Here is a 15,115-nt window from a genome sequence, read left to right as displayed (position 1 = left end):
TAATTGTGGGAATGTCAAAGAACCTCTAATTCGCATGTTATGCGGAATAGAGGTTCTCTATTTTTATCTATGACGGATGGATGAAGCCACATCCTTAGGCTTTTCGGTCGACTTTGAAGAATGAAATAAGCTCCTCCAGCTCACGAGACATCGACGACAGCTTGTCGGAGGCATCCACGATGGCAGCCATGGATTGGGCCTGCTCTCCGATCGTATGTTCAATTTCCTTGCTGCTGTCTGATGTTTTGCTGATCGTGGAGGATAACTCGTCAGAGGTTGCTGTCATTTCCTGTGTACTGGCTGAAATCTGTTCCGTTGCACTGGAAACCTCCTGAATTTGTGATGATACTTTATTGGCGGCATTTAAAATCTCTGAGAACATTTCACCTGTCTGTTTGGTGACTTCCAGTCCAATTTGGACCTCCTTCGAGCCGAGGCTGACACCTTCTACGGTTTGCTCAATTTCTTTTTGAATTTCCTCAATCAGCTCGGCGATTTGTCTGGCAGACTCTTGGGACTGTTCAGCCAAATTGCGCACTTCTCCCGCGACTACAGCAAAGCCTTTACCTTCCTCACCTACTCTGGCAGCCTCAATGGAGGCGTTCAGTGCAAGCAGATTGGTTTGGCTGGCAATGCCAGTAATGATGCTTACGATGTTACTGATTTCGTTGGAACGGCTTTGCAGTGCATTAATGGAGACAACGGTTTTTTCCATCGAGTTGGAGATTGAATCCATTTGAGCGGAAACTCTTTGCACGATCTGATTACCTTCAACGGAGCGTTTTTCCATAGAATAAGCTTCGTCTGCTACAGAAGAGGAGCTTCCTGCAATCGTCTGAACGACCGTAGACATTTCACTCATAGCCCGTGAGCTTTCCATTGCAGCTTTGTCTTGTGCCTCAATTCCTTGGGCAATTTCTTTCATATTGCTGTTAATGACGTTCGTGTTTGTACTGTTTTGCTCGCTGATACTTAGCAATTCCTGAGCCGACTCCGTAACTTCTTGCGTCGTATCCTGTACTTTTACCATGGTATCGTTAATACGTTTGATCATGGTATTAAACTTTTGATTGATGATGCCAAGGTCGTCCAGACCTGTCTTGATTTTTACATTCAGATTTCCCTCGCTGACTTCCTCAATGCCCTTCATCAGGGAGCGAATCGGGGAGAGAGTGCGTTTGACCAGCCAATATTGAATCGTCAAGAAGATAGCAAGGAACAGAATGAGTAGGGAAACGCCATATACAAGCAGCTTGTGAAGTCCGGCTGGTACAGAGCTTGCGTCTACGTCAAAGTAAAGCGCACTTGTGATTTTGCCGCTTTCATCTGTAAGCGGGTAAGCAATGGTTGTCCATGTACCAAATTCGTCAGTGTAGAAGCTGCTTAACGCCGCTTCTTTGGATTCAAGCATGTCATTTACAGCTTTTACATTTGCGTCAGAGAGCGTATACATATCGCCTATATTCAGTTTCGACTCCTGGAAAGACTGGACTAAGTTGGTCGGAATGCCAATAATGGAGGTTTGATTTCCTTCTTTTAATTCTGTGCCGAATATGTAAGCTTGGGCAACATTAGGATACAAGGTATGAATAGAATCGAGAAATTCGCGTAAATCCTGTTGAGCAGAACCGTTATAATCTTTTTCGCTTAACGCTTGTTGCATTTTTGTTTTGTCAACATCATTTGCCCATTTTTTGGTCAGTACTTTAACCTGATCTTGCAACTGGGTGGTCAAAATATTCTTTTGAAGAATATAGCTGGATGTGATGAGAATAGCACCTATTAATACAATGTTGACAAACGAAATTAATAGATTTTTACCAAAAAAGGACATAGTACTCCACTTCAAGTTTTTCACGTGTCTCTTCTCCTTTGAATTAGAAATTTTAGTTTAAGTGCGACTTACGACCTATTACTTATATATTTCGTCAATTACCTTTCAAAATGTTAGGTATTTATTAAAATTGGAGAATATCGGATGCTTATCAGTGAAACTTATGGCAAAGAACGACAAAACTTTTCCTGCCAAATAACCAATCTTCAATGGAGGGGAAGACCCGGTCATTTTTGCGGGGAAGAGGCCATATACCTATAGGAATGAAGTACTTTGGTCTGAAGGGGGGATGCGCTTGCGTTCTCATATGATTTTCCATTGGAGCCGGTTGGATTGGTGTTTTCCGAACCTCAGGATGAAGGAGGAATTTGAAGCCCGCCAGTATTGGAAAAATGCGATCCTCGTCGGCGTCAAAGTCGATCGGCAAGGGCACTATTACGTCTGCGTTCCCCGTCTCGCCCCGGGCATTCCCGCCACGATGAATAGAATTGTTATCCAGAACGGAAACCCCCTCCTGGAGGCTTTTCCCAGTTGGGAGTGGAATGAGGCCGGGAATGTGCGGGCGATGAGGTCCATTCAGGGATATGAAATCGATGAGCTCAACCGGATCTGGTTGCTGGATCAAGGAAAAATCGCTTATGCCCCCTCGCCCGAAGGCTCGCAGAAGCTGCTTGTCTGGGATTTGAATACGCGCCGCATGATCGACGTCATCCCGCTTCCCGATGAGATCGCTTCGTATCGGACCTCTTTTTTGAACGATCTGGTCGTCGACAATAAGAACGGCTTCGTCTATATTACCGATTCCGGCAATGGCTGGCCGGATCATCCGGTGGCTGGCGGCATCATCGTGTACAACATGCGGACGCGATCGCTCAGACGGGTGCTGGACCGGCAATTCAGCACACAGGATCTTCCCGGTTTTCAGTTTGCCATTGACAATAAGCCGATGCTGAACCGCATCGGCGTGGATGGCATCGCCTTGTCCGCCGACCGTTCCACCTTGTACTATTGCCCGCTGACCGGACGCAATCTTTATGCCATCGATACCTCCGTCTTGATGGATTTTCAGGCTCCGCCCGAAAAAATCCAGCGGGCCGTGCAGGCGATAGGGAGTAAAAGAACCACGACGGATGGGATGCATGCCGATGCCCAAGGAAATGTTTTTTACACGATGCTGGAGGGAAAGGGCGTGGGGATGTACAGCCCCTACAGCGAAACGTTCCACGATCTCGTGTCGGACGACCGGATGGTGTGGGTGGACGGGGTCGCTTTCGATCAGCAGGGCTCCATCCTGTTCAACAGCAATCGGCTGCATGAAATCACGGGCGGGTACGACATCGATTGGACTTATCCGTATAACTTCGTGATTTGGAAAGCATTTGCGGGTCAAGGAGTCAAGTCGTATTTGTATGCCTAGTAGATTGCCAAGAAACTGACCCAAAGCATCTCCCGTGTGGCAGATGTATTGAGACTACATCCGTTTTTACAATTACGAACGACTACAAGCCAAATTAAACGGCCTCAGTCCGATGGAATTAGGACCAAGGCCGCTTAAAACGCCTTTATTATTTGTACTGTCTACTTGACGGGGGGCAGTTCAGCCCCAGTTAAATAATCACTTTCAAATAATTACTATTAAATAATCATTTTGCTTGTATGCAAGTACAACTTGATGCTGTTCATTATTTTTTAAACCAAGACTGCTTCCTGACCATATTGTCTGATAGGTTTATAATTGCAATCCCACATCGCATCCCGAACCGCTTGCGCGATATCATTCGGCTGATGACGTGCTACTCCATCCTGAACTGCAGCTTTAGCTACGGCTATGGCTACAGCTTCAGATACTTCTCGCAGTTCGCTGATTTTTGGAAGCAGGGCAGCCCCAGGCTGTGACAAATCAACCATTTCAGCTACTGCATGGGCAGCAGCGGCGAACATGCTGTCTGTAATCACTTTCGATTTCACCACGATTGCGCCAAGACCAAGACCCGGGAATACGAAAGCATTGTTGGATTGTCCGATTTCAAACTTGATATTGTTGTAGATGACCGGCTCAAAAGGACTTCCTGTGGCAATAAGTGCTTTTCCTTCCGTCCAGCGGATCAAATCTTGCGGAGTTGCTTCAGCCAGCGGAGTCGGATTGGACATAGGCATAATAATTGGGCGTTCGGTATGCTTGGCCATCTCTTTCACGATTTCCTCGCTAAATGCTCCGGCAACACCAGAAGTTCCGATCATAATTGTCGGTTTCACATGGCGAATGACTTCCAGCAGAGGGATTTTGCCATCTTCAGCATGCTCCCAGTCGCGGCATTCTGCGGCATCTCGTACATAAGGAACCTGGAATGGGAAAAGTCCTTCCGTTTCATTGGTGAGCAGGCCGCGGTAATCGTAAGCCCAGAAGTTGCGTTTTGCTTCGGTTTCCGACAGTCCTTCCAGCATCATGGCTGCACTGATTTGGTCTGCATTACCGATGCCGGCAGCTCCCGGCCCAAAGACTAAAACTCGATGCTTGCTCAGCGGGATTCCAGACAATTGAACACCGGACATAACGCCTGCGAGCGTAACTGCGCCAGTACCTTGAATATCATCATTGAATGTCAAAATACTGCTTCCATATTTGTTGATAATATTGCGCGCATTAACATTGCCCAAATCTTCCCAGTGCAACAAAGCATTCGGGAAATAAGAAAGCGCATTTTGAACGTAGGTATCAATAAATTGGTCATATTGCTCTCCGCGAACACGCTTATGACGGTTCCCCATATATAGAGGATCTTCCAGCAGCTTCTCGTTGTTTGTACCTGCATCAAGCACGACTGCCAGTACTCGGCTAGGGTCGATTCCCGCAGCAGCTGTATAAACAGCAAGCTTGCCGATAGAGATGTTAATTCCCCCGACTCCCCAGTCGCCAATACCCAAAATACTTTCGGAATCTGTGGCTACGATGAGATCGATATCATCAGGTTCCAAGTTCAAATTTTTAAAAGCATCATTAATTCCTGCGAGATTATCAATAGATAAATACATACCGCCGGGCTTGTGATATTCATGGCTGTATTCCTGTATAGCCTGACCAACCGTTGGCGTATAAACAATTGGAAGCATTTCGCTCAGATGCTCAGAGAGCAAACGATAGTACAGGACGGTATTTCTATGAAACAGATCATTTAAAGCGACGTTTTTGCGTAAATTGTCCGGTTGGCTCTGGAATTGCTCATATACCCGTTGAACCTGCTCCTCAATGGTTAATATGGTAGGAGGGAGCAGACCGTCAAGTCCAAGCTGCTGCCGTTCTTCAAGAGTAAAAGCCACTCCCTTATTCAGCAGTGGGTTGGCAAGCAGTTCTTTTCCAGTTAATCCGGTTTCGATAGATCCATCTTCAGTAAGATGAAAAGCACGCATTCTGATTCCTTCTTTCTAAAAAGTTACATTTCGTAAAACCTTGAACATTGCGTGAACAAGTATACGCTTTATTTTAACTCAAGTGAACCAGTATGTTGTGTGAAAAATGGTTATATAAGTGTTTTCATATGAAGAATTATGAAAATTATGAAAATTCAATAAAGTAAAATAAAAAAATAGCCTTAACCTCAATTTTATATCATTGAAGTTAAAGCATATGGGTTGAACTAAAAAAGATAACTTTAATGGACATCAACCTTTAATTCCCCGATACGTTAATGGACATCAACCTTTAATTCCCCGATACGGCGGGCGGCTTCATCAGTAGCTGGAGCAGGAGGGCGCATCCAGCTGTTGCGCCATTTTAGCTGCATTACGATGACGAGAGCAAAAGCGCAGAAGGTGATCAGGCTCAGACAGATGAAACCCGGCATATAGGAACCCGTTAATTTGTACAGATTGCCGAGAATAAGTGGTAGAAAATATCCGCCTATGCCACCCGCAGCGCCAATAATGCCGGTCATGAGCCCAATTTCGTTTCCGAACCGCTGCGGCACGAGCTGGAATACAGAGCCGTTGCCAGCGCCAAGGCACATCATGCCTACAAAAAGCAGCACTACAACCAGGGCAAGCGGCGGTAGAAATGCAATGCCCGCGAGCATGATCCCGGCTCCAGCGTACAAATACATCAACATGCGTGACCCCCCGATCCGGTCAGACAAAAAGCCGCCCACAGGCCGGAAGAAGCTCCCGGCAATCACACAAACGGTTGCAAAATCGGCAGCATGTACAGCAGAGAGCCCGTATTGGGTATTAAAGAAAATGGTCAAATAATTAGAAAGCCCAACGAACCCGCCGAACGTCACACAGTAAAAAGCGCAGAATACCCATGCATCTCCCTGTTTAAGCACTGAAGCGTATTGAGACAGACGTTTGGGTGCCGGTCGGTGAGGGCTGTTGCGGGCAAAAATACTGAATAAAATGAAAACGACGAAGATCGGAATAATGGCCAATCCGAAAACGGCCTCCCAGCTGCCAAAATGCTGTGCGAGGCGATTAGCGAACAGGGTCGCGAGAACGGTACCGCTATTGCCGGCACCGGCAATTCCCATAGCCAAGCCTTGATGCTCCTTGGGATACCATTGACTTGCTAATGGCAGCGCAGCTGCAAATGAGGCTCCGGCTACACCTAGCAGCAGGGCGACCATGTACAGCTGATCTAGCGAATCAACCCACAACCAGCCGAGCAGGAGAGGAATGAATGTCACAAGCATACCGATCTGCCCGGTGCGCTTTGGACCGATATAATCTGACATGAAGCCAAGCACGAGCCGCAGCAGGGAACCGCCTAGTACCGGAAGAGCGACAAGGTTGGCTTTTTGTAAAGGGTCCATGGGGTAGTCATTAGCAATGACAACAGACAGAGGCCCGATCATCCCCCATATCATAAAGCTGATATCAAAATACAGGAAGGCGCCAAATAGCGTGGGCTTGTGTCCGCTTTGCCAGAAACTTTTTTTGTTCATTCCATCCAATGTAATGTTGAACATGAAAAGCCGCAAATCTCCCTTGCATGGTGCCTGGGGATGATTTGCGGCTTCATTGCCGTAGTTGACACACCTCATTGTGCGTCAATCAGGTATGATCACGTTCGAGTGATTTTAATCCAGATTATAAAAAATGGTTCTTTAAATGTCAATATACATAACATAAAAAGAAAAAAATAAATAAGATAAAGACAAAGGTACAGGATATATGTATTGAATATTGACATAATGCTCACAATTCATTAATCTTAGGTACATATCGGCACAACGGTGTGTCGGCATTTGCGGCAACGGCGCCCTTTTCCTTTGAATGGAGAAGGGCTTTTTCTGTCTTATTTTATGTGGAGAATGGGGCTGGTTCGTTATGATGAAAAAACTGGTCATCGTCGGCAACGGTATGGCAGGTATCAAATGTGTAGAGGAAATACTCGATCTCGAGCCGGATCAGTTCCAAATCACGATATTTGGTGCAGAACCCCGTCCCGGGTACAACCGAGTGCTCCTGTCCAAAATGCTGCAGGATGAAAGTTCATTCGAACATATCGTTACTCATAACTGGGCGTGGTATGAAGAGAACGGAGTAAGACTGTACGCTGGCGAACGTGTCTGTGGCATTGATATTGCAGCCCGTACGGTGGAAACGGAATCAGGCATTAAAGAACCATACGACATGCTCATACTGGCAACTGGCTCGTTGCCCTTCATACCTTCCATTCCCGGAGCCCGGAAACAGGGAGTCATCGCTTTTCGAAATGTGGGTGATTGTGAAACCATGGCTGAGTATGCCAAAACGTACGAGAAGGCCACGGTCATTGGAGGGGGACTGCTGGGCTTAGAGGCCGCACAAGGTCTGCTGAATCTGGGGATGGAAGTCGAAGTTGTCCATAATGCACAGTATCTTATGAATCGGCAGCTTGACCGGGCAGCGGCTGTTCTTCTGCAAAGAGAATTGGAGCAGCAGGGGATGCGGTTTCATTTGGCAAAGAAAACGGTCAATATTATGGGGCGGAACAGGGCGCAGGGACTGATGTTTTCGGACGGGAACAGGCTGGAGACGGATTTGGTTGTGTTGGCGGTTGGTATCCGGCCGAATATCGAATTAGCGCAGGGCAGCGGTCTGAAAGTCAACCATGCTATTGTCGTGGATGATTATATGCGCACAAGTATTTCCGGTATTTACGCAGTCGGTGAATGCGCTGAGCACCGTGGGATTTCATATGGGCTGGTGGCGCCATTGTATGAGCAGTGTAAAGTATTGGCAAAGGTCGTTTGTGGCCGTGAAACGGCTCCCTATGAGGGGTCGGTTCCGTATGCACAGCTCAAGGTTGCGGGGATTCAGGTGTTTTCCGCAGGAGACATACGTGAAGAGGGAAACGAGACGGCAGTAATGGAATATGACGGTACTCGGGGGATTTACAAAAAAGTGATGATGCGCAATAGCATGGTCACTGGCGCCATTTTGTTTGGAGATACGGCGGAAAGTACCTCGCTGCTTGGAATGGTACGACGAGGTGCACCTGTTGCAGAGCTTGCTACACAAGATAAAGGTAAAGGTGTAAGCAGAGCGGAGGAAGAGGCCGCCAAGCTGTCGGATGAGGAGACGGTATGCGCATGCAACGGCGTGAGCAAGGGGACTATTTTACGAGCGATCACTATAGATAAGCTAAAAACCGTGGAAGAGGTGAAGAGTCGGACCAAGGCATCCGCTTCCTGTGGTGGGTGTCGGCCGCTGGTGGCTGCACTGCTCAAAAATGGTTCGTCCCTATCGGGAATTTCAGGAGCTGTAGCTGCTCCGACTGTCCAAGAAGCTGTTCCTGTGTGCGGATGTACGCACTACGATCATGATTCGCTCAAGACAGCCATGATGACCGCACAATGTCGGACTCCAGTGGAAGTTGTGTCCCGTCTCAGTTGGACCAGACAGCAGGGGTGTGGATTATGCCGTCCGGCTGTACTTTTTTACCTGGAATCCCTTGGGTTGCGGGACAGGTCTGTGTCAGGTCAATGGGTTGGAGATGTTGCGATCCAGGCCGCCGCACATCACGGCGGAGAATCAGCCTCTACGAGTCTGCGTTTTGTGAATTTTATGGATCTGAATGGCGAGAGTCAGTTGATTTCCGAGTCCATTCAGATAGACGGTGAGGCTTTTGCAGAAGTAGCCTGGCTGAAAGAACGACTGTCAGCTGTCTGGGGGAGACGCGCATTGTCAGCACCGATTGCAGTTGCAGTTTGCCCGGGCCCGGAATATCCCGGAGGTGTGCTTGTCCACGACATTGGACTCTCCCGATCACCGGCAGGGTGGGAGGTCTATGCTGGTGGTCATGCGGAGCATCCGGTTCGCCAGGGACGGCTGATTGGTGTGGAAGAGAACATGGAAGAAGCGGTCTTGATGGCTGCGGCTTGCTTGCAAATGTATCGGTATAACGCACGGTATGGGGAGAAAATGTGGGAATGGATTGAAAGGACTGACATTTTGGTATTGCGGGAGAACGTGCTCGACGCAGCTCTTCGAAGTGAATTGGCGGGCAGTTTGTGCGTCGACAAAGCTGAGAGGGTAACTGGTTAAGCAGGAATGGTGGCGATCCATTTGTACGCGTGCAGACAATAAAGTTGTGAAGAATGGAGAGGGGGAGACTTAATGATGGATACACAGTGCCCGTTTTGTAGCGTGCAATGCAAGATGACCGTTAGCACAGATATAGAGTCACTTGCTGGTGTCACCCGTACAGTGTACAGGGCGGAAGGGAAACCTAACGCAGCCTCGCAGGGCAGAATGTGCGTCAAGGGAATGAATGCATATCAGCATACAATCCATCCAGAAAGGCTGATGCGGCCCCTTATGCGTAAAGCAGGCAAGCTTATGCCGGTTACATGGGAGGAGGCGCTGGATGCTGTCGCCACAAGTCTCGCTTCAACGCTGTCCACACAGGGGCCAGATGCAATCGGCATATACGGAGGTGGTTCGCTATCCAATGAAACGGCTTATTTACTTGGTAAATTTGCCAGAGTGGCTGTAGGTACGCGCTATATCGATTACAACGGCCGCTTCTGTATGTCGGCCGCTGCATCTGCTGGGAGCAAGGTGTTTGGTATTGACCGTGGACTGACCTGCAGGCTGGCAGATATTCCGCTAGCACAGTGTATTGTGCTCGCAGGTACGAATATTGCTGAATGTCAGCCGACACTCATGCCTTATTTTCACCAGGCCAAGGAGAACGGAGCGTATATCATCGTCATTGATCCTCGTGCTACTCCAACGGCGGCTGCTGCCGACCTGCATGTACAAATCAGACCGGGTACAGATGCGATGCTGGCCAACGCCATGCTAAAGGTCATCGTGGACGAGGGATTAGTGAATGAAGAGTTTGTCCGCAAGCGGACCCATGGGTATGAGCAACTGTTGACTCATTTGAACGGTGTAGATCTGAACGAATCAGCTGCGCTGTGCGGAATTGAGCCGGAGGTGATCCGGCAGGCCGCGCGCGCTTTTGGTGGTGTAAAGACGGGGATTATTTTTACTGCCAGAGGGGTCGAGCAACATACAGATGGACATATGGCAGTGCGTGCCTTTCTTAATCTGGTGCTGGCTACCGGCAAGATTGGCAGAGAAGGCTGTGGGTACGGGGCCATCACGGGTCAGGGTAACGGACAAGGGGGACGGGAACACGGCCAGAAGGCAGATCAGCTCCCCGGCTACAGATCGATTGAGAATGAAGCGGATCGGGCCTACGTGGCGTCTGTGTGGGGAGTTGAGCCGGACAGTTTGCCGGGAAAAGGAGTATCGGCCTATGAAATGATGGAGCTCGTTCATCAGAAAGAAATCGAGACGCTGTTCGTGATGGGCTCTAATCCTGTCGTATCCAATCCGAATGCCCGACTGGTGGAGGAAGGGCTGAAAAAACTCAAGCTGTTGGTTGTGGCGGATATGTTCCTTACTGAAACGGCACGGATGGCCGACATTGTTTTGCCTGTAACCTCCTATCTGGAGAATACCGGGACGATGACCAATCTGGAGGGGCGCGTTCTGTTGCGGGAAGCAGCCCGGCCTGCTCCGGGCGAGACTAGAGATGACTGGCGTATTTTATGTCAAATAGCTGCGGGGCTGGACAGGGGAAGCTACTTCTTGTATAAGGATGCTGAGCATATTTTTGAAGAACTGCGACTTGCCAGTCGAGGCGGTTCTGCCGATTATTACGGAATCACTTATGACAGGCTGCGTCGTGAGGAAGGCGTATATTGGCCATGCCCGTCACCGGACGAAGCAGGTATGGATATGATGTTTCGGGAAAGCTTTGCCCTCTCTGATCAAAAGGCCGTTTTTACGGTGGTTGAAAGTTGTGGAGCTGGAGAGCAGACGTCTGAGGAATACCCGCTTATTCTGACAAACGGCCGCGTGCTGGCTCACTATTTGACAGGTGTACAAACGCGCAGGAGTCCGTCGCTAACCGCGCGTGAGATTGAGAACTTTGTGGAAATTCATCCACGTACAGCGCAGCGCTGGCATATCAGGGACGGGGAATGGGTAGAAATCACGTCACAGCGAGGAAGCTTCACCGTGCGCAGCCGGATCAAACCGAATATCCGCGAAGATACGCTCTTCGTACCTATGCATTGGGGCGGTGTGCAAAATGTAAACCAGGCGACCCGAGCAGAGCTTGATCCGTTCTGCCGAATGCCGGGCTTCAAAACGGCTGCTGTACACATCCGTCCCCTCCACCTGCCTGTAGTCGCGATTAGTGCAGATCGTGGTGAATGGCTTTAGTTCTACGGAATTTCTTTTATGCATAAAAGGCCAGCCCCTGAGTCAGGAGCCGGCCTTTTGACCTGTTCAATTCATGTTCTACAATTGCTAGATTGCGTAATGCTCGTACGATCAATGCAGTCGGGGTTCGGATAAGATGGCTCCTGTTTTCATTTCGTTTGTAAGCATAGCTTCACGCCAGCGACAATACAGATCCCAGGCAACCCCGTTTTCCAGCAATGGTTTGCAGGTGTACAAGCCTTCCTCTATAGAGTTGACTCGGCCTGCAACGAATAGTCGGACTGCGCCGTTGAGCAGTACTTGATTCGAAAAGGCTAGAGGAGCTGTGCTTTGTAATACCTCCTCCGTTATACGCAGCTGTTCAGCAGGGGTCCAGTTAAGCTCGGGTACCACCGAATCTAACCCGTACATTTCCGGGTCGATAACCTGCAGCGATACCTCTCCGTTAGCAAGTAGGTAGGTTCGGGTTGGTCGGTCAATGAACAGATCCTCCGATCCTTCGCAACCCTGGACGATCAGAGCCCTGCGGTAATTCAGCTGCTGCATCAGCTGCGCCATCTTGTCGAACACTGTATTGTGGAAAACGCCGAATACGATATACGGAGAAGCACCGTAATCAACCAGTTTCTCGGCTGTGTTCAGCACAGTGCGGAGCCCTAGCTCTTCGCGGATGGTACGCAGCTCTCTCAGAGGTGAGCACCATTGTTCAGAGGCTGCGAACAGTACGCCTGTCAGCCTTGCCGCGTGAGTGGCGGCTTCGTGTGTCATGGTTTCAGACGCCACCCCCATTTCCTGCAGCAAAAGGGGGAGTGTAATGCCCCATTTGGGAGGAAGGGGCGCGCTTCCGTGCATCGTCACCGGGACCCCGTGCGCGGCGACTAGAAAAGCGGTGGCGAAGGTAGCGATAAATGAGGATTTTCTGCCATCGTAGGGACCTGCGAAATCTATGCCTTCCTGCATCTGGAAGCGATGGGCGTATTTACGACAGACGTTAACGAATGCTTCCAACTCGGCGATGCTCTCCATTTTGATGCGTTCTGCGGCAAAGAAGGCTCCGATTTGTGCAGGCGTTGCCGAGCGGGTCATAATAAGCTCGGCAGCGGCTTCGGCTTCGGCGTAATTCAAATCCCGGGCGCCTCTTTTGCCGCGTCCAACTTCTTTTAATATTTCCATCATGTTCATATGAACGCCCCTTTCAAATCTATGCCTTTAGCATTTGCTGTGCTTTGACGATGGAGATGGCCACATCAACGATCCGTTTGCGCTCATTCATTGCTTTTTTTCGCAGTAGATCGTATGCTTCCGCTTCTGGAATGCCGTTTACTTCACCAAGTATGCCTTTGGCCATGTCAATCCATTTGCGCTCTTCCAGCCGAGCGGTCAGTTGTTTGCGTTCACTGAGCCAGTGCTGGCGTTCGAAAAAGCGTTTGGCGCTAAAGTGAAGAGCCCAATTCAGCTCATGTGCTGCCATGGACGGGGTTAAAATGCCGTCGACGGGAACATTGGCTTCACAGAATTCCGTCGATGACAGAGCAGATTCCGCGCTGCACCACCAGAGCAGTGGAATGGCTTTGGCTTGCTCCAGCTTGGTAGACCATGCGCTGATGGTGCCGACAGGTATATTCAGCACCGCCGCATCTGCACCATGAATCAGCTGCTTGATTTCAGATTCATCACGGCAGGGTAGTGTCAAATATCCGTTGGACTCCAAAAGCTGCTCAGGTCCTGCCTGACGTAAGGAAACGGCGTGAGCCTCTCCGGATACATGCTCTGAATGTGGGTGAATTACCAACAAGGAACGCAAGCGGGCTCCTCCTTTCTGCGACATGAAGGATAGTTAGCAATGGGGATGCTGAGAAGTGTTCCTTGATAACAAACCTGACATGTGTTTTCGGTTTAACTACGCGTTTTTTGAACATTTTGAAAGAAAAACAGACTTTTAATCCATTTTGGCGTGTTTTCATCTGAAAATCAATCGAAATTTTATGAAAAGGTGATATTTTATACGTCATAAATATGTTACATGATGATAAAATACATTTTTTAAAGATAATACGTAAGGAATATTGACATCGAACTTGAATCATTATATATTGGCTACAGTACTTTTAATTCCATACTCAGATGGATACAACGGCGTATTCAATGAAACGGCAATGGAGCCTGTTTTCGCATATGGAGGGATATTTTGAATCCCCTTATGTGAAGCAGGCTTTTTATGTTTTGAGGATATGAATAGAAGGGGAGAGGTCTGATGAACCATAAAAAAAAGCTGGTGCTGGTCGGCAACGGAATGGCGGGAATACGCACCCTTGAGCATTTACTGAAGATCGCTCCGGGCATCTATGACATTACGGTATTCGGGGCCGAGCCCCATCCGAATTATAATCGGATCATGCTGTCCTCCGTTTTGGCTGGAGGAGCTGGTTTGCAGGATATTGTCATCAACGACTGGAGCTGGTATGAAGAAAATCATATCCGGTTGTTTACAGGTGATCCTGTCACAGAGATTGACACAGACAAGCAGCAGGTGACGTCCCGCTCCGGTGTATGCGTCCCTTATGATTTGCTGCTGTTGGCCACTGGCTCCAACGCCTTCATCCTGCCGCTTCCAGGAGCAAATAAGGAGGGTGTTATCGGCTTCCGGGATATCCGTGACTGCGAAACGATGATGGAGACGGCGAAGACGCACAAAAAAGCAGCCGTTATCGGCGGCGGATTGCTTGGGCTAGAGGCTGCCAGGGGGCTCCTCAATTTGGGGATGGATGTTACAGTTATTCATATTCACGAATATATTATGGATCGGCAACTGGATGAGGCCGCTTCCCTTATGCTAAGGCGTGAGCTGGAGGAGCAAGGGATGAATTTTCTGGTCAATAAGAGAACGGCGGCTATCACAGGTCGTCGCCGTGTGGAGGGATTGAAATTTGCCGATGGCAGTGAGCTGGAAGCGGATCTAATCGTTATGGCAGTAGGCATTACACCAGACATTGAGCTTGCGGTGTCGGCAGGAATTCCTGTCAATCGCGGCATTATCGTAAATGATTACATGGAAACAGGTATCCCCGGCATATACGCCGTAGGCGAATGTGCTGAGCACCGTGGCATCACCTACGGGCTGGTGGCTCCATTATATGAACAGGGCGGTGTGCTGGCCCAGCGGCTCGCGGGAATGGAGACCCCGGGCTATCGTGGTTCCGTCATTTCGACGAGATTGAAGGTATCGGGCGTAGACGTGTTTTCAGCAGGGTGTTATAAGGACGAAGCGGGAACGCGGTCCCTTCGATATCAGGATGAAATTGGCGGCGTCTATAAAAAAATCGTAATCAAGGAAGAAAAACTGATCGGAGCCGTCCTGTTCGGCGATACGTCTGATGGAGCCAAGTTGTTTTCACTGATCAAAAGTGGCGAGTCGATAGTTGGCCGCGAGAAAGAACTGCTGCTCGGCTTTCATCCTGGTCAATCAGAAGCAAATGGCTCCATGATGCTGGAACAAATGCCTGATGATGAAATTGTATGCGGATGTAATGGTGTGTCCAAGGGTGACATTAGAGAGGCGGGTGT

General features: G+C 49.0%; 9 protein-coding genes and 1 pseudogene. 5 read left to right on the top strand and 5 right to left on the bottom strand.

The genetic code is table 11. The annotated features are described in order from the left end of the window. Nucleotides 1-94: 94 nt before the first annotated feature. Nucleotides 95-1,858, bottom strand: coding sequence for a methyl-accepting chemotaxis protein (locus WG8_RS15060; protein ID WP_007431070.1), 1,764 nt, complete (start codon nucleotides 1,856-1,858; stop codon nucleotides 95-97). Nucleotides 1,859-2,123: 265 nt separating this feature from the next. On the opposite strand from WG8_RS15060, the gene WG8_RS15055 reads away from it, so the two are divergent. Both WG8_RS15055 and WG8_RS29540 read left to right on the top strand, forming a co-directional pair. Continuing rightward, nucleotides 2,124-3,251, top strand: coding sequence for an L-dopachrome tautomerase-related protein (locus tag WG8_RS15055; protein ID WP_007431069.1), 1,128 nt, complete (start codon nucleotides 2,124-2,126; stop codon nucleotides 3,249-3,251). A gap of 58 nt (nucleotides 3,252-3,309) precedes the next feature. Then, complete coding sequence (locus tag WG8_RS29540) at nucleotides 3,310-3,420, top strand: hypothetical protein (protein ID WP_442950078.1); 111 nt, start codon at nucleotides 3,310-3,312, stop codon at nucleotides 3,418-3,420. A gap of 103 nt (nucleotides 3,421-3,523) precedes the next feature. Here WG8_RS29540 and WG8_RS15050 read toward each other — a convergent pair whose 3' ends face one another. Both WG8_RS15050 and WG8_RS15045 read right to left on the bottom strand, forming a co-directional pair. Continuing rightward, the gene (locus WG8_RS15050; protein ID WP_007431068.1) at nucleotides 3,524-5,242 is read right to left on the bottom strand and encodes an NAD-dependent malic enzyme; all 1,719 of its coding nucleotides are present in this window, start codon (nucleotides 5,240-5,242) and stop codon (nucleotides 3,524-3,526) included. 275 nt (nucleotides 5,243-5,517) lie between these two features. Next, a complete protein-coding gene (locus WG8_RS15045) occupies nucleotides 5,518-6,768 on the bottom strand; it encodes a nitrate/nitrite transporter (protein ID WP_043891170.1) in 1,251 nt (416 codons plus the stop codon). 385 nt (nucleotides 6,769-7,153) lie between these two features. Here WG8_RS15045 and nirB point away from each other — a divergent pair, with 385 nt between their 5' ends. Continuing rightward, nucleotides 7,154-9,355 (top strand): nitrite reductase large subunit NirB, encoded by a 2,202-nt coding sequence (nirB, locus tag WG8_RS15040; protein WP_007431066.1) that lies wholly within the window; start codon nucleotides 7,154-7,156, stop codon nucleotides 9,353-9,355. Nucleotides 9,356-9,427: 72 nt separating this feature from the next. Further along, nucleotides 9,428-11,551, top strand: coding sequence for an assimilatory nitrate reductase catalytic subunit NasC (gene nasC / locus WG8_RS15035; protein WP_007431065.1), 2,124 nt, complete (start codon nucleotides 9,428-9,430; stop codon nucleotides 11,549-11,551). A gap of 111 nt (nucleotides 11,552-11,662) precedes the next feature. Here the strand turns inward: nasC and WG8_RS15030 are convergent, their stop codons facing one another. Continuing rightward, the gene (locus tag WG8_RS15030) at nucleotides 11,663-12,733 is read right to left on the bottom strand and encodes an anthranilate phosphoribosyltransferase (protein WP_043891091.1); all 1,071 of its coding nucleotides are present in this window, start codon (nucleotides 12,731-12,733) and stop codon (nucleotides 11,663-11,665) included. A gap of 19 nt (nucleotides 12,734-12,752) precedes the next feature. After that, entirely contained in the window at nucleotides 12,753-13,355 is a 603-nt protein-coding gene (locus tag WG8_RS15025) for an ANTAR domain-containing response regulator (RefSeq protein ID WP_007431063.1), read from the bottom strand. Nucleotides 13,356-13,805: 450 nt separating this feature from the next. On the opposite strand from WG8_RS15025, the pseudogene WG8_RS28515 reads away from it, so the two are divergent. Then, nucleotides 13,806-15,115, top strand: a pseudogene (locus WG8_RS28515) (FAD-dependent oxidoreductase); the annotation flags it as partial.

The organism is Paenibacillus sp. Aloe-11, from assembly GCF_000245715.1.
GTDB lineage: Bacteria > Bacillota > Bacilli > Paenibacillales > Paenibacillaceae > Paenibacillus > Paenibacillus kribbensis.
The sequence above is the reverse complement of the archived record's forward strand: the minus strand, read 5'-3'. Positions and strand labels throughout refer to the sequence as shown.

Excerpts from the sequence above, each read along its gene's own strand:
- WG8_RS15055 (WP_007431069.1), top strand. The coding sequence starts at position 2,124 with ATGCGCTTGCGTTCTCATATGATTTTCCATTGGAGCCGGTTGGATTGG.
- WG8_RS15050 (WP_007431068.1), bottom strand. The coding sequence starts at position 5,242 with ATGCGTGCTTTTCATCTTACTGAAGATGGATCTATCGAAACCGGATTA.
- WG8_RS15045 (WP_043891170.1), bottom strand. The coding sequence starts at position 6,768 with ATGAACAAAAAAAGTTTCTGGCAAAGCGGACACAAGCCCACGCTATTT.
- nirB (WP_007431066.1), top strand. The coding sequence starts at position 7,154 with ATGATGAAAAAACTGGTCATCGTCGGCAACGGTATGGCAGGTATCAAA.
- nasC (WP_007431065.1), top strand. The coding sequence starts at position 9,428 with ATGATGGATACACAGTGCCCGTTTTGTAGCGTGCAATGCAAGATGACC.
- WG8_RS15030 (WP_043891091.1), bottom strand. The coding sequence starts at position 12,733 with ATGAACATGATGGAAATATTAAAAGAAGTTGGACGCGGCAAAAGAGGC.